Source organism: Paenibacillus zeisoli, from assembly GCF_003994465.1.
GTDB classification, from domain to species: domain Bacteria; phylum Bacillota; class Bacilli; order Paenibacillales; family Paenibacillaceae; genus Fontibacillus; species Fontibacillus zeisoli.
Genome location: NZ_RZNX01000003.1, coordinates 14,923 through 29,302, shown reverse-complemented (window position 1 = coordinate 29,302; position 14,380 = coordinate 14,923). Strand labels below are relative to the sequence as shown.

Below are 14,380 nucleotides of genomic sequence, written 5' to 3'. Positions count from 1 at the left end.
CCTTCGTCTAAAGTGAATTACAGCAGTACGGCCCAAGTTCAGCGCGCTTAGCGCCGCAGGACAACGCGTAGTACCCGCAGCAGGATGAAGTATCCGGCTAGCAGCGCGGCTCCGGTTATTAACAGGACCCGAATCCGCTTGGAGCTGGCCTGGCGGTCAGCTTCTGCGTCCATGAGAGATTGTACGGTCTCGGTCAGCTTCTTGTTCTGCTGAATGAGCGCTTCGTTCTGCTGACGGTAGGATTCCATTGTCCCTTGAGCTTCCTCAAGCTTGCTCACTGTGCTTTTGTATTCTTCTTTCAATTTATTGACTTCGCCAGGAAGCTCGGACATCTCTTGGACCCCATCGAACAGGTCATTGAAATATCCGGCATGGGCGGATGGTGTGAGATAAAGCGCACCTGCACAGAGCATTGGCAGAAGTAGAAGGACCATTTTTCGGAATAGGCAGTGCTTCATCCAGGTTCACCACCTTACAATTAATAGATTTCAATCAGTATTACGTATAGAGTTGACGCAAAGTTTCCAGGTAAGAGCCTGCCCAAGAGGGATATATATTATTACCCCGTGCAGGGCGAATCTGCATTTCGCGTGACGTTCAATTCTCAATTGTAAAGGTTTGGAAAATAAAAGTATTTAGAATGCGATATCACCAAGTCTCTAATTAAAAGACCTGTAATTAAGAGAAACGCTGTCTGAATTTTCGCGGGGACAGCCCCTCCTGCTTGGCGAAAGAAGAGGTGAAATAGGCAGGGTGATTAAATCCCACCTCTTCTGAAATCCGGGTAATGGACAGATCGGTCTGCAGCAGCAGCAGCTTGGCCCGGGCGATCCGGTACTTCAGTAAGTAAGCCGCAGGCGAGCAGCCGAATACCTTTTGCATACAGCGGGCGATATACACAGGGTGAAAGTTCAAATGTTCCCCGAGTGCTTTGGCTGTCACTTCCATCTGATAATGAGTCCTGAGATAGGCAGCAGCACGCTCTGCACAAGCGGTCTGGGGAGAAGGGGCATCGGTCGTCAGCGTATCGGACAGCTGCTGAATCACTTCCTGGAACAGAGCCTGCTGACGCAGCCGTGCTCCCGGCAGGTGAATGCTCTGGTTCATCAAGGTGAGCTCCTGAACAATGTTATAGAACTTGTCTGGCTGCAGCAGGGGGGTATACTGAGGAACCCGGATCATAAAGGGTGTAACAGAATAGGCTGGCAGAAACGTTGGTGCTTCTATCGCAGCATCCCGGTGGTATGAAGGCCCCGATTCATGCTCATCAGCAGGATGCCAATCTCCCTGGGTATGAAAATGCAGCCAGTAGTAAGAAGTTTCCTCCCTGCATGCAAAGGTAGGATAGTGATAAGCGTCAGGACGGAGAATGAGTGAGTGCCCTTCTCTTACTTCATAGTGCCGGTCTTCTTCGCCAATATATAGAGCCCCTTTCATGACAACGAGCAGATCGAACACGCCAATATTCCTTCTCGCAGGATGCTTGCTTCCGCAGGAGACCTCGGCTAATCCGCTAACGATGAAATAGGGCAGTGGGGGGATAGAGAATTGCAGCAGCGGCATAGGCTTCACCTCGAGGTATGAATTCAGGTTGGAATTTTTAAAGTTTGAGTTCAAATACTGATACTTCCATCCCAGTATACCATCTATAATTTGTTTACATAAACATTGTTACTTGGGAAGGTGTTATAACCGTGAGCAGCTTGGAAAAAGATAAGTTTACTCTATGGGCGCTGTCTTGGCCTATTTTTATTGAATTGTTTCTGCAATTTCTGCTCGGTGCGGTAGATACCTTGATGGTCAGCCGGATTTCAGACGATGCTGTTGCGGTCGTGGGCTTTTCCAATCAGCTCTTCAACGCGCTAACCACACTTTTTGCTACCGTTGCAGGCGGTGCGGGGATTCTGATTGCCCAGAAGCTGGGCTCGCAGAGAGAAGAGGATGCAAGAACCGTAGCCATCATCTCACTGAAAGTCACGGCTCTAATTGGAGCCTTGTTAAGCGTACTCCTGATTACCGTTCCTGGACCTATCGCGCAAATGCTTCAGATGCCGGATGAACTGCTGCCGCTCGCGAGAACGTATATCTCTGTCGTGGGAGGCGGGTTGATCCTGACGGCCATCATGTCCACACTCAGCACTGCGATCCGGAATACCGGGAATACGCAGGGACCCATGTATACAGCGGTCGGAATGAACATCATTCATATTATTATGAATTATGGCTTTATCTTCGGCGCGATCGGGTTCCCGCAGTGGGGACTCGCCGGGGTAGCTATCTCTACCTTGGTCAGCCGGCTGATTGCCACACTCGTGCTTCTGTTTATTTTTATCGGAACGTTTCAGCGTACCATCGTCTGGTCGGATATGCGTATCTTTGACCGCAAGCTGTTCAGGGAAATTATGCAGATCGGATGGCCGCTTGGCGTGAATATGGGCTGCTGGGTATTCTCCCAACTGGCAATTTTCTCATTCCTGGCCATTCTGGGGACACAGGTGCTGGCGGCAAGAACCTACATGAATACGCTCGAGTCTTTCTGCTTCCTGCTGGGGTATTCGATCGCGCTTGCAGCGCAGATCCAGATTGCCCACCTGTTCGGAGGCGGCAAGACGAAGGAAGCATACAGATCCGCCTATCGCGCACTGAAGTTCGGTCTGCCGCTGGTTACCATGAATGCGTTCATTTTGCTGCTCTGCGGCAGGGCCCTGCTTGGATTGTTCACCTCCGATCCGGAGATCCTTACTATTGGGGTGTCGCTGCTCTGGATGAACTTACTGCTGCAGCCGGGCAAAATGCTGAATATGGCGATTGGCGATGCGCTGAGTGCACTTGGAGATACCCGGTTCGTGATGTACAATTCGCTGATCTCCATGTGGATTATTGCCACCGGATGTTCTTATTTGTTCGGAGTATCGCTCGGATGGGGCGTTGTTGCCATATACGCATGTATGATTATCGACGAGTATTTCCGTGGATTTGTGGCTCTGCTGCGCTGGAAGGGACGCAAATATTTGCGGAATAAGGAAGCCGAGATGGAGCGCGAGCGCTGTGAAAGCTTAAGGGCAGCAAAGCCTGCTTCTAATGAGGAGAGACTAAGTTTTAACTGAAAAGGGTTCCTTAGTTGACGCAGGAGCCTGTCATTTGTTAAATTATAGTAAGGATTGAGCCGCACTTACACCCCGTGCTCAATTCTTACATTTCAATCGGTAAGGGGAAATCTTGATGTTGGTGAACGTTCTTAACTAATAAATTTCATAAGGCTGATACGAAGGTGACGACTGGCGCTGCTGCATTTAAGCGGGTGCCCTGTTTGATTCTGTCCTTCTGAGGTCTGAGATTTAGTTAAGAACACGCGGTACATCAAACGGCGCCTTACCTGCTGTTTTATTTCCAATGTACACCACACCGTGCTGTTTTTCAGCACGGTTTTTTTGTGTTACGGCGGGAAGTTAGACAGTTATATATGGGGTGAACTGAAGATGCCTGATGCCCAGCTGCTTTCCTATAGAAAGCAGTATAAGCGGCAGGTAGATCTAAGGTTCAATCCATGTTAGAGGGCAAAGAATGACATCGTACATTCTTTGCCCTCTTTTTGTTTTTTTATCATATTTCTAGGAGGTTTCAACAATGGAACAGTATACACTAAGCACACTGGAGTACGACCAGATCAAACAGGATATTATGACGTATGCCGTCTCTTACGCAGGCAGGGAGATGGTCAGCAGCCTTCAGCCTACGAATCAAATTCATGTGATCAGAAGGTCCATGCAGGAGACACTGGAGGCAAGGCTCATACTTGAAAAGGGTTCTAGTATCCCGCTCCCATCTCTCGATGGAATTGAGCAGGTCATGTCCCTGCTCGGAACAGGATATCTGTTCCGGGAAGAGGACCTTACGGCGGTATATACCTTCCTGCACAGCTGTACCCAGCTGCGGAAGTATATGGCCGGCAAGCGGGAACTCGCTCCGGAGATAAGCTCTTATGCCGCTTCGCTGCGTGAGCTTCCGGCTGTGCAGAGCGAGATTCTCAGGTGTATCCGCCACGGGCGGGTAACCGATGAGGCCAGTCGGGAGCTGGCGAAGGCCAGACAGCGCATGAATTCGGTGAAGGACCGAATTCAGAAGAAGATTCAGGGGATCATGTCGAGGTATCAGACGATCCTGCAGGAAAGTCTGGTCAGTGTGAGGAATGGGCGCTATGTCATTCCACTGAAGAAGGAGTATTACCGTCAGGTTAAAGGGAGCGTCCTGGATTATTCGACGAGCGGCCAGACTGTTTTTGTGGAACCTTATGAGATATCAGGGCTGCAATCTGAGCTTGAACTGCTGCAGGGCGATGAGAGCAGGGAAGAGGCCAAGGTACTCAGCATGCTGTCTGAAATGGTGGAGCAGGGAGCAGAGGATATCTATATGAATATCAAGATTACCGGAACCTATGACTTTATATTCGCAAGAGCCAGGCATGCCGTAAGCATAGGAGGGCAGTCAGTACAGCTTAGTGAAGAGGGGCAGACCCGGCTGCTCGGCGCAAAGCATCCGAAGCTGCTTCAGAGCATGGTTCCGCTGGATATTGAGATAGGCAGAACCTTTAAGACGCTGATTATTACAGGGCCGAATACGGGGGGCAAGACGGTGGTGCTCAAGACCTTGGGATTATTGACGCTGATGGTACAGTCCGGTCTGCTGGTCCCGGTGCTGCCCGGAAGTATGTTCGGCGTATATTCCAGAGTGATGGCCGTGATTGGAGACGGACAAAGTATTGAACAGTCTCTAAGTACATTCTCTGCCCAAATTCAAAGCCTGGTGAACATGCTTGGAGCAGCTGATTCGCGGACGCTGCTACTTATCGACGAGCTGGCTGCGGGAACGGACCCCGGAGAAGGGATTGCACTTTCTACAGCCATTCTGGAAGAGCTGAGCGGGAAGGGGGCTTCTGTACTTGTGACCACGCATTTCAATGAGCTTAAGGTACTGGCAGCGAGAACACCGGGCTTCGAGAATGCCCGGATGGAATTTGATCCGGTGTCCCTGCAGCCGCTGTACCGGCTTACCATTGGCCAGGCTGGGAAGAGCTATGCGATAGAGATAGCCGAGAAGCTGGGCATACCCGGTACGGTGCTTAACAGATCACGAGCACTGCTTCATAAGCAGCCTGTGCGTGAAGACGAGGAGAGACAGCCGGTTTACAATGACGAGCTGCAAGAATCTGAAATCCAGCATTTTGAAGGTGAGGAGGAGGGCGGCTCTAGGGACCAGCCAGCGTGGAGCACATCCGGGACAGAGATTGGGCGAACTGACGCAGCAACGGGGCGGATAGAAGCAGCAGCTGATCGGACTGAAGCAGGTGCCGAGGGAATGGAATCCGGAACTGGACGGACAGAAGCAGAGACAGAGAGGATGGAAGCCGGAACTGAGCGACTAGATTGTAGAACTGAACGACTGGAAGGGACACCCGGTGATCCAGCCGTACATTCTGATTTAGAGGATGAGCATGATGCACAAGCGGAACAGAAGCCGGCTGCGGCCCGAAGAGCATTTGAAATTGGGGATGCGGTTAAGGTCACCTCTCTAGGCAAAGTGGGCATTGTATGCGAAGCCCAGGATCGGTACGGAATCGTAGGTGTCATGGTTCAGAAGCAGAAGATGCGAATCAACCATAAGCGTCTGCAGCCGTATATCTCCAAGGAGGAGCTGTATCCTGAAGATTACGATTTCGACATTGTCTTTGAGACGAAAGAGAACCGGAAGAAGAAGAAAGTGATGAGTAAACGCCATGTGGAAGGAATGATGATTATTCATCGTCCAGATAAGGGCAGGTAAAAGGTACGGAGCGAGCTAATCGCAGCTGCTCGGGGCCAAGAGATGTGAACAATAGGGGGCTGGACAGCAGACCAGCAAGACCAGCAAGACCAGCAAAACCAGCAAAACCAGCATAATCAGCGTGACCAGCTGCAAAAAGGACATCAGCCCATCCACATAGGATGAAGCTGATGTCCTTTTTTATTTGAGCAGGTTTAGATAGCTGCCAGCTCTTTGGTAAGAACCTGGACGAACTTCTCAAGGTACTCCTTGTCCAGTTCATCAAATCTTCCTTTAAGTGGACTGTCGATATCCAGCACGCCAATTAGCTGGTCATTCTTAATGACCGGAATGACAATCTCGCTATTCGAAGCCGCATCACAGGCAATATGGCCTGGGAAGGCGTGCACATCCTCCACTACGAGCGTTCTCCGCTCCTGCGCGGAAGTTCCGCATACTCCCCGGCCAAGCGGGATGCGAATGCAGGCTGGAAGCCCCTGGAATGGGCCGAGCACCAGCTCTGTACCATCGAACAGGTAGAAGCCAACCCAGTTCACATCCTTAAGGAATTGGCCAAGAAGTGCAGAGGCATTAGCCAGATTGGCAATCAGGTTGGGTTCTCCGTGAATGAGTCCACCCAGCTGACTAAGTACAGTCTCATATTGTTCATGGCGGGTGCCATTATATTGATCTGCTTGAAACATATGCGTTCCTCCTTTGGTGAATCAATGTTTTAATTAGAGACCTTTTCACGCCGAATGTCAACAGGGCAATCAGTGAGAACTAGGAACTGAGAATCGAGGCCTGGTAAGGCATCAGGGGGGTTACGTGTTTCCTCGGGAGCCTTTGGGGGTAAGTACAATCTGAACATCTTACACCGGAAGGAGAGTAATATATGCGCGCAGATGTACAAAATTTGTTTATCCGTATCCATATGCTCCACAATGCTGGAATGGAAGATATTAATATGGGAGACATGCTGCTGCTGCTTGAGAAGCATGGCTACAAAGTTGCAGAACGTGAAGTGAAGCAGGAGCTTGAGAGACTGACCGAGGAGAACTTCCTGACTCCCCACGACGATCAATACTCAATTACCGGTGCAGGAATTGAGGAGTTGAAAGAGATCAAGGTCGTGCTGCATGAATTATGCAGCGAAGTACTTCAGCCCGAGGCGGAGCAGTCAAGATAATTCAATTCTTACGGAGTGTTAACATAATTAAAAAAAGGCGGCCCAATTACTTATTTCAGAAGGATTTTCCATTTTATCCGGTGAATAACTAATAGGGTGGCTTTTTTTGCTTTTAATTAACCAATTGTTAAATATATGTAATTTTGCTACTATTATGAATATAGATTAGGAGGTGCTGAATGGAGTCTATGAACTCAATTCGCTCGGAGATTGAGGATCACCTTTCGAGCTCAGGTTATACACTCACCACATTTGGCCACCTTTCCGGTATGAACAGGGGCAGTCTTAGTGCAATCCTGCACGGAACTCCTCCAAAGCCTATAGCTATTAGACAATTAGATATTATTACAGAGACGCTGGGATATCCGGAAGGGTGGTTCTACCATTTATATCTGGATGAGTGTTTTTCGGGAACAAAGGTATCGCGAAGGCGTCTGGAGCCTTATCTGATTCGCTGTGCAGAGCTCAATAAACAGGACTGTCTGAAGGCTGCAATCTTAAGGCTGCTGGAAATTCCTAAGTCCATTGGCCTCCTGTTTGATATAGGTGAGAAGCTATATTTGAAGGGCCGTCTGAGTGAGTCAGCCTTGTTCCATGAAGCTGTTGCCGAAATGGAGAAAGACAGTCATTCCGAACGTCTGGCCATCAGCCAGTACCGTTTATTTATGGGGAAGCAGGGTCCCGATGCAGAGGAGAACTGGAAAGCAGTAATCAGGTTCGAGCCATTCCGCAAGAGACTCCCGGAGAACCACCAGCTTGATGCCCTTCTGAAGCTTGCCAATGTCTGCTATACGCTGCATAGGTGGAAGGAAGTGGAGAAGTACTCCGATGAGCTCAGAGCATTGGCCCAAGCGGTGTATCGTGATCAGTTGAGACGGAAAGTGCGGGAGAAGTCTAATGAAGTTCTTGAGACGGAGCGGCATCTAGTTGTCTATTATGGGCAGGGTTATTTGCTGAAGACGGTCGCGCTTCAGAAGCAGGAACTGTATGATAAAGCGAAGAAATACGTCACCGGCTATGCCGATCTAAGCTGGTTCGAGAATTTGAATGAGATAGGCTGGATGGAAGTCAAGAAATTCAAGGTCTGGGCCCAGGCGAATGCCTATACGCTGGAGATGCTCACTGGGAATATCGATATTCTGCCCGCATACTGCCATTTCCTGCAGGAGCATCCACAGGAGATGCTTCCGGGTCTTCTGACTATCATCGAATCTGCCAATAAATATGGCTTCTATGCCGACCACATTATCGAGCAGTGCTCCCAGGTCATTCAGAAGTTCGATAATCTTAATCCCATCGAGGTGGACAGGCATTTTTCCTATCGTTACCAGCTCGCTATCTACCACCTCAGAAAGAATCAATATGCAGAGGGAACAGCTCATATTTTATTTGCATTAAAGCTGGCTTTTATCCAGAACAATGATAGAGACGTCATTCAGTGTGTGACTTTGTTCGAGGCTTACCGGAATTATGCATCTGAACAGCATAAGATCGAGTACCAGTTCATGATGGAGGAAGCAAGAAATAATGAGAAGAGCTCTCCCTTCAGTGATCGCCGTGTCCAGATTGTGTAGCAAGTTGAAATAGTTCTTCTATCCGCACTCTATCAAGAGTGCTTTTTTATTTAGATGAGTACTCTAGGTCGTGAAGAGATTCTTCGCTAAAAGTTCTTTACAGGGAGATAAGATCCCTAGTATTATAGATTCAACAGGGAATATTATCCAGAATAGTATTTGCCTGTAGGATGCCTACATAACTATTTCGACACAAGCAAGTATAATGTCTGAAACGGGGGAGGTGAGCAGAATGAAGAAGGTTATTTTGTCTCTAATCTTGGCTGTAGGAGTCTTTGGCGGCGCAGCAGCGGCAGCACCAGCTTCTCACGGTGACGTTCAGCCTTATATGCTCAACCATGGTGTTGGCGGTTAGGATTGATGTCCAAGTAGCACTCGTAAGAGTGCTTTTTTTATTTATATAAGGCACAGGGAATGAACAAGATCTAAGAAAGTGCCCCCCCCCCCCCCCCCGACAAAGTGTCCTAATTTTTTTTGTTTTTTGAAAAATATGTTTTTTTGGCATCATGAGGTATGATAGTTTAGTAATGATAAGAGAGAAGGTGAGAATATGGCATCCAAAGCTTATCAACCGCATGAGCGACCAAAAAAAGGCAGCAGAGTCAATGAGGAACTTCTCACGATTATAGAGAATCTTAGATATGAGCTCGCAGCTTTGGCGGGAGAACGGGATTTCACCAACCCCCATGTTCTCGAACTCAGCCAGCGACTGGATAAATATATCGTTATGGCACAACATCAAATGGTCAGCGGTTATGCTGTGGAGTAGTGGAGTAGATTATGGCTGTATGCCTGTATATGAGAATATAAGCCGCCTTACGCTTGAATCGGACAAGCATAAGGCGGCTTTAAGACGTTACGGAAGCTTTAATGACGTGACGTTGAAGCCGAAGCTGGAACAGAAGCTGGAACAGAAGCTGGAGCAGTAGAGACTTCGGGAAGGACAGGCTGATCGGCTGCAGCCGATGAGTCGCCTTCAAGAACTTCATCGATAAAGCTGTGCACTTTTTTCGTGTAAGCGGCGGGATCCACACCATAGGCATTGGCATGAACCGCTCCCTCAATGATTAGCAATTCCTTGAATCCAGGCTTGGCTTCATACATATCCTTGCTCATGTAAGTAGGAACGTAAGTATCTGCCGAGCCATGGATGAACAGAACGGGCAATAGACTCTGGCGAACCGCACGAATGGGACTGACCTGGTTCAGACGGAATCCGGCCTTGCGTTCAAGGCGGTTATCAATCAAGGACAAGAACGGGAATGCAGGCACCTTGTTCAGGACTGTCATTTGATAACGGATTAATTCTGTCAAATCTGAATAGGGGCAGTCGGCAATCACGAATTTGACACTCGGATGGGCGATGCTTAAGTATTCCAGAACTGTACCGCCGCCAAGAGACTGACCATGAAGTCCAATAATGACATCCTCCCCGTAATGGTTATGCACCCAATTCACCCATACCTCAATATCGTGTTTCTCCTGGTAACCATAGGTTGTATAGCTGCCCTGGCTTCGGCCATGACGACGCTGATCCACCAGCAGAATATTGAAGTCCCTGTCCTCGAACATGCCAGCAAATTGAGCCGATACCTCCAAAGCTGCCGTATATCCATGAACGATGATAGCCCAGCGTTTCGATCCTGGATGTGATTCCAACACATGGCCGTTCAGAAGAAGGCCATCGTGTGAGGTAACGCTGACTTCCCTTTTGACCAGAGCCTCAAATTTCTGGCGGGTAAATACTCCTGTTTTCTCCATAAAGTTAAAGAGCCCTTCGGCCGTCTGAACCCGCATCTGTGTAATCTGACGGAAGCCAAATCGCGTTACGCCGCTCACGGCAAGCAGTATTAACAACAGTACAATAATCAAAATGGTATAGACCATTAGGGGACTCCTCCAAACTTTGTTCTTGATGATTATAATATCCCCTAAATGATACCAAGAAAATCGCGCTTGGAAAATTGCTGCCCGAATTGAGGCAGGCTTTGACTAAGATGGATAAAGTATGGTTTTCTAAAGTAAACGGGTCAGGACGGCCGGTTCACAGGAGGAGAGACTAAGATGTACAGATGCGGGGGAGTCATTCCCGAACTTGAAAGCAGTCGTCTGCGGCTCAGGCAGCTGGAGGATAACGATGCACCCCAGCTCTTCAAGTATTGGGGGGATGATGAGGTAGTCAGGTATCTGAATATGTCCAGACTGGAATCTGTACAGGACACACTGGATATGATTAACTTACTTAATGGCTTGTCCGAGACTGAGGACACCCTTAGATGGGGAATTGAGCTGAAGGAAACCGGAGCACTAATCGGCAGCTGCGGGTTTAACGTATGGCAGCTGGCCGGCGCCAATCGGGGTGAGATCGGCTATGATCTTGGAACTGCTTACTGGGGCAGGGGCTATATGCCCGAAGCGCTGCTGACGATGCTGGAATTCGGCTATTCCGTTATGGGGCTTAACCGGATTGAAGCGCTTGTACTTCCAGAGAATGCCGCTTCTAGAAGAATGCTCAGCAAGCTCGGCTTCCAGGAGGAGGGGCTGCTGCGGGAGTACCAGCAGAATGAGCAGGAAGAAGGGTATATTGATCTGCATTTGTATGCACTCCTGAGAAGAGAATTTGCGCAGAGGAGGAGGAAATAGTGAGTATGAGGATTACAAGAGCAAGAAGCCGATTCGTTCTCCAGAAGTTTGACCCGCTAAGCAAGCTGGTTGCGCTGATCAGCCTGGCTGCGCTTGCGATGCACTGGAACAATCCGCTGCTGCTGGCTATCATGCTCGCCTTTCTGGTGGCGGCAGCGTGCCTCGGAGCAGGCATGAAGCTCGGATCGCTGCGGAGGCGCCTGACTTTTATCGGCGGATTCAGTCTGCCGCTGTTCCTGTTGACGGCCTTTGCAGCTCCGGGCGGCCGGGTTCTTGGAGCGATCGGGCCTCTCGAACTGACTACTGGAGGATTATATGATGGGGGTGCGGCAGCACTGCGAATGATCTGTTTGTTCCTTTCTTCCATGATCTATATCGCCTCCACAGATCCGGGGGATTTCGTGATTATGACGGTACAAAAGTTGGGGGTTCCGTATCGACTGGCATTCGGGGTGTCCATCGCGCTTACTTTCCTGCCTCTGCTCGAAGCGGAAGGTAGAGTGGCGGCAGCTGCTCGTGAAATAAGGGGAGGACGGCCTGCACGAGGCCTTAGAGGACGAATGCAGCGGGTAAAAAAACATCTGGCAGCCATGTTCACTGCGGCGATCAGGAGGGTTCAGCAGACGGCGGGCGCAATGGAGTCGAAAGGCTTCGGAGCTTACCGGGACAGGACTTTTCTCAGAGAAGTGCCGCTTAAGAAAAAGGGGCTAATTATGATGCTGGTCAGTGTTATGATTACAGCGTTTATGTGGGTTCTGTAGAACAGCAGTGGACATCGAATTTAGAAATAGGACTTGACGCAGGAATATTGTTAACCTAAATTAATAATGTTAGTTGACAATAGAAAGGGAGATTTTAGATGGCAAGTTCCAAGAAAAGCGTGTTTGCAGCATTCACAACCATGGAGATTGTATTAATGGCGATGCTGGCTACAGCCAACGCGGTGATGACAACGTACATCTCACCCATCAATCAGGCACTCAATACATTGGGGGGACCCATTGCAACATCATCCATTACCGGAATATATATGATTTATGGACTTCTAGCCTATTACATTATTCGTAAACCCGGTACGGCAGTGATTACATATGGTATCGGCGGCGTGGTTCAGGCCTTTATGGGAACGGCATACGGAATTGCTTCCTGTTTCGTCGCTGCAGCATGTTACATGGTGATTGCCGAGCTTGTATTCGCAATCGTCCGCTACCGGAAATGGAACCTCGGCGTTCTGATGATTGCAGGAGGAGCCATGGTGCCGATCTGGTTCTTCTTCGCGGCGAACATGTTCCATTACACGAAGTGGGGAACTTCAATCCTGCTTATCGCCCTGGGGGTAAGAATTGTTAGCGGTATTCTGCTGTGCGGTCTTCTGACTCAAGTTCTGGGATCTGCGCTAATCAGAACCCAGCTGCTGAGACGGTTCGCGATCAGCCGGGGACAAGGAGCTTAGATCTTGAAAGCTCCGGTAATCGAGCTTGAACACGTGACCTATACGTATGAGATGGAGACACGGCCTGCCTTGAATGACTTGTCTCTCCTTGTGGAGCCAGGGGAGTGGGTCGCCATAACCGGCCGGAGCGGAAGTGGAAAGTCCGCCCTGTGCCAGCTTCTGAATGGTTACCTTCCGCGCATTGGCGGTGGAGAGCGGGAGGGGGTTGTTCGCGTCGGAGGCGTGGATCCGCTTGAAGCACAAATTGCTGAGATCGCAGGACGCATCGGAATCGTCTTCCAGGACCCGGATGCCCAGCTCGTTCAGGGAAGAGTTGAGGACGAGGTCTCCTTCGGACCCGAGAACCTGCGCGTTCCCGCGCTGGAGATTGCCGGGCGAGTGAACGAAGCCCTTGCTGCCGTCCGGCTGACGGAGCAGCGGACAAGCTCCGTCCATGCGCTGTCCGGTGGTCAGCGGCAGCGCACGGGCATTGCCGCGGTCCTGTCCATGCAGACACCCATCATCGTCTTCGACGATGCGGCATCCAGCTTGGACAGGGCTTCGCGGGAGCAGCTGCTCGCGCTGCTGCAGCAGCTGCACGCCGAAGGGCGCACGCTCTTGACGGTGTCCAGCCGCGTCGATGACATCGCAGCGGCGGCTGGGCGCCTTGTGGTGCTCGAAGGCGGGACCGTGGCCTTGGACGGCCCTGCCGAAGAGCTTGTGCGCACCCGGCGGGATCGCCTGGTGCAGCTCGGCGTGCTGCCGCAGGGCGCGCAGCCGAGCGCGGCCGCGGGTGCCCCGCAGGGCAAGGCGCAGCCCGGGCCGGCGGGCCACGGCACTGCGGCGCAGCCGAGCGCGTCCGCCAGCGCCCCGCGGGCCAAGGCGCAAGGTCCGGCGGGCCCAGCGGTTTCGCCGCTGCTAGAGCTGCGGAACCTAGCGTTCCGCTACCCTGGCAGCGCAGCCACCGTGCTTCGCGGCATCAGCATGTCGCTGCGCCCCGGCGAATGGGCGCTGATCTGCGGGGAGAACGGCTCCGGCAAGACGACCCTGTCGCAGCTGCTGATGAACCTTCTGCCTATGCCCAAAGGGGTGCTGTTCTGGGAGGGCCGGGAAGCCTCCCGCATGAAGACCTATGAGCTTGCGGAGCAGATCGGGTATTTATTTCAGGAGCCCGAACACCAATTCGTCACCTCGAACGTACTGGATGAGATGCTGTACGGACCCAGGCTGGATATGTCGCTGGAACCGGGAGCTCCCGTTCCAGAGGAAGTAATGCAGAGGGCTGAAAGTCTCCTTGAAGTCGCTGGCCTCGGTGGAAGACACGATGCCTCTCCCTATTTGCTGAGCGGGGGAGAGAAGCGCCTGTTGGGTGCTGCGGCTCAGTTCATGTCACGCAAAAAGCTGTATGTTCTGGATGAGCCCACGGCTGGTACGGATTATGCAGGGGCCAAGGTGCTTACCAACCTTTGCAGAACAGCCTCTGAGGAGGGAGCTGCGCTGCTCATCATCACACACGAACCTGAGCATTTTGAAGATGAAGCCGATACGATTTTTACATTGGACCAGGGTGAACTACGCAGATCACCCCTAAGATAGCTGTTCGAAGGAATAACCTTCGGGCGGCTTTTTTTGTTGGTCAGGTACATGGACTTCCCTTGGGCTGAGGTTTATAATTAGTTTTTGCTAATTGTTTACACGTTGTGTACGAAATTGATAATTAGACTTTAAGAAATTACATTAGGT

14 protein-coding genes and 1 pseudogene are annotated in these 14,380 nt (G+C 50.6%); 11 read left to right on the top strand and 4 right to left on the bottom strand.

The window, feature by feature from the left end; all coding sequences use genetic code 11:
* Nucleotides 1-47: 47 nt before the first annotated feature.
* Entirely contained in the window at nucleotides 48-458 is a 411-nt protein-coding gene (locus EJP77_RS09195; RefSeq protein WP_127198947.1) for a hypothetical protein, read from the bottom strand.
* A gap of 220 nt (nucleotides 459-678) precedes the next feature.
* Nucleotides 679-1,563, bottom strand: coding sequence for a helix-turn-helix transcriptional regulator (locus EJP77_RS09190; RefSeq protein ID WP_127198946.1), 885 nt, complete (start codon nucleotides 1,561-1,563; stop codon nucleotides 679-681).
* Between the two features lie 140 nt (nucleotides 1,564-1,703).
* Here EJP77_RS09190 and EJP77_RS09185 point away from each other — a divergent pair, with 140 nt between their 5' ends.
* Together EJP77_RS09185 and EJP77_RS09180 are read left to right on the top strand one after the other, a co-directional pair.
* A complete protein-coding gene (locus EJP77_RS09185; protein WP_127199347.1) occupies nucleotides 1,704-3,107 on the top strand; it encodes an MATE family efflux transporter in 1,404 nt (467 codons plus the stop codon).
* Between the two features lie 520 nt (nucleotides 3,108-3,627).
* Nucleotides 3,628-5,820, top strand: coding sequence for an endonuclease MutS2 (locus tag EJP77_RS09180; RefSeq protein WP_127198945.1), 2,193 nt, complete (start codon nucleotides 3,628-3,630; stop codon nucleotides 5,818-5,820).
* A 194-nt stretch (nucleotides 5,821-6,014) separates the two neighbouring features.
* Here EJP77_RS09180 and EJP77_RS09175 read toward each other — a convergent pair whose 3' ends face one another.
* Nucleotides 6,015-6,503, bottom strand: a complete 489-nt coding sequence (locus EJP77_RS09175; RefSeq protein ID WP_127198944.1) for a GAF domain-containing protein — start codon at nucleotides 6,501-6,503, stop codon at nucleotides 6,015-6,017.
* A gap of 191 nt (nucleotides 6,504-6,694) precedes the next feature.
* On the opposite strand from EJP77_RS09175, the gene EJP77_RS09170 reads away from it, so the two are divergent.
* The 4 genes from EJP77_RS09170 (at nucleotide 6,695) to EJP77_RS09160 (ending at nucleotide 9,331) form a co-directional block, all read left to right on the top strand.
* Entirely contained in the window at nucleotides 6,695-6,988 is a 294-nt protein-coding gene (locus EJP77_RS09170; RefSeq protein ID WP_127198943.1) for a hypothetical protein, read from the top strand.
* A 179-nt stretch (nucleotides 6,989-7,167) separates the two neighbouring features.
* Complete coding sequence (locus tag EJP77_RS09165; RefSeq protein WP_127198942.1) at nucleotides 7,168-8,562, top strand: DNA-binding protein; 1,395 nt, start codon at nucleotides 7,168-7,170, stop codon at nucleotides 8,560-8,562.
* 232 nt (nucleotides 8,563-8,794) lie between these two features.
* Entirely contained in the window at nucleotides 8,795-8,917 is a 123-nt protein-coding gene (locus EJP77_RS20985) for a hypothetical protein (protein ID WP_281278472.1), read from the top strand.
* A 195-nt stretch (nucleotides 8,918-9,112) separates the two neighbouring features.
* The gene (locus EJP77_RS09160; protein ID WP_127198941.1) at nucleotides 9,113-9,331 is read left to right on the top strand and encodes an aspartyl-phosphate phosphatase Spo0E family protein; all 219 of its coding nucleotides are present in this window, start codon (nucleotides 9,113-9,115) and stop codon (nucleotides 9,329-9,331) included.
* A gap of 98 nt (nucleotides 9,332-9,429) precedes the next feature.
* On the opposite strand, the gene EJP77_RS09155 is transcribed toward EJP77_RS09160, so the two are convergent.
* Nucleotides 9,430-10,449, bottom strand: coding sequence for an alpha/beta hydrolase (locus tag EJP77_RS09155; protein ID WP_127198940.1), 1,020 nt, complete (start codon nucleotides 10,447-10,449; stop codon nucleotides 9,430-9,432).
* Nucleotides 10,450-10,626: 177 nt separating this feature from the next.
* Here EJP77_RS09155 and EJP77_RS09150 point away from each other — a divergent pair, with 177 nt between their 5' ends.
* The 5 genes and pseudogenes from EJP77_RS09150 to EJP77_RS20885 all read left to right on the top strand — a co-directional run bounded on the left by EJP77_RS09150 (nucleotide 10,627) and on the right by EJP77_RS20885 (nucleotide 14,233).
* Nucleotides 10,627-11,205 (top strand): GNAT family N-acetyltransferase, encoded by a 579-nt coding sequence (locus tag EJP77_RS09150; protein ID WP_127198939.1) that lies wholly within the window; start codon nucleotides 10,627-10,629, stop codon nucleotides 11,203-11,205.
* A gap of 5 nt (nucleotides 11,206-11,210) precedes the next feature.
* Nucleotides 11,211-11,966, top strand: coding sequence for an energy-coupling factor transporter transmembrane component T family protein (locus EJP77_RS09145; RefSeq protein WP_127198938.1), 756 nt, complete (start codon nucleotides 11,211-11,213; stop codon nucleotides 11,964-11,966).
* A gap of 98 nt (nucleotides 11,967-12,064) precedes the next feature.
* Complete coding sequence (locus EJP77_RS09140) at nucleotides 12,065-12,658, top strand: ECF transporter S component (protein WP_127198937.1); 594 nt, start codon at nucleotides 12,065-12,067, stop codon at nucleotides 12,656-12,658.
* 51 nt (nucleotides 12,659-12,709) lie between these two features.
* A pseudogene (locus EJP77_RS21085) lies at nucleotides 12,710-13,120 on the top strand (energy-coupling factor ABC transporter ATP-binding protein); the annotation flags it as partial.
* Nucleotides 13,121-13,357: 237 nt separating this feature from the next.
* Nucleotides 13,358-14,233 (top strand): ABC transporter ATP-binding protein, encoded by an 876-nt coding sequence (locus EJP77_RS20885; RefSeq protein ID WP_246021844.1) that lies wholly within the window; start codon nucleotides 13,358-13,360, stop codon nucleotides 14,231-14,233.
* The last annotated feature ends 147 nt before the right edge of the window (nucleotides 14,234-14,380 follow it).

Bases quoted from the DNA above. Each gene is read 5' to 3' on its own strand.
- EJP77_RS09150 (WP_127198939.1), top strand. From the start codon at position 10,627: ATGTACAGATGCGGGGGAGTCATTCCCGAACTTGAAAGCAGTCGTCTG.
- EJP77_RS09140 (WP_127198937.1), top strand. From the start codon at position 12,065: ATGGCAAGTTCCAAGAAAAGCGTGTTTGCAGCATTCACAACCATGGAG.
- EJP77_RS09160 (WP_127198941.1), top strand. From the start codon at position 9,113: ATGGCATCCAAAGCTTATCAACCGCATGAGCGACCAAAAAAAGGCAGC.
- EJP77_RS09170 (WP_127198943.1), top strand. From the start codon at position 6,695: ATGCGCGCAGATGTACAAAATTTGTTTATCCGTATCCATATGCTCCAC.
- EJP77_RS09175 (WP_127198944.1), bottom strand. From the start codon at position 6,503: ATGTTTCAAGCAGATCAATATAATGGCACCCGCCATGAACAATATGAG.
- EJP77_RS09145 (WP_127198938.1), top strand. From the start codon at position 11,211: ATGAGGATTACAAGAGCAAGAAGCCGATTCGTTCTCCAGAAGTTTGAC.
- EJP77_RS09180 (WP_127198945.1), top strand. From the start codon at position 3,628: ATGGAACAGTATACACTAAGCACACTGGAGTACGACCAGATCAAACAG.
- EJP77_RS09190 (WP_127198946.1), bottom strand. From the start codon at position 1,563: ATGCCGCTGCTGCAATTCTCTATCCCCCCACTGCCCTATTTCATCGTT.
- EJP77_RS09195 (WP_127198947.1), bottom strand. From the start codon at position 458: ATGAAGCACTGCCTATTCCGAAAAATGGTCCTTCTACTTCTGCCAATG.
- EJP77_RS09155 (WP_127198940.1), bottom strand. From the start codon at position 10,449: ATGGTCTATACCATTTTGATTATTGTACTGTTGTTAATACTGCTTGCC.
- EJP77_RS20985 (WP_281278472.1), top strand. From the start codon at position 8,795: ATGAAGAAGGTTATTTTGTCTCTAATCTTGGCTGTAGGAGTCTTTGGC.
- EJP77_RS09165 (WP_127198942.1), top strand. From the start codon at position 7,168: ATGGAGTCTATGAACTCAATTCGCTCGGAGATTGAGGATCACCTTTCG.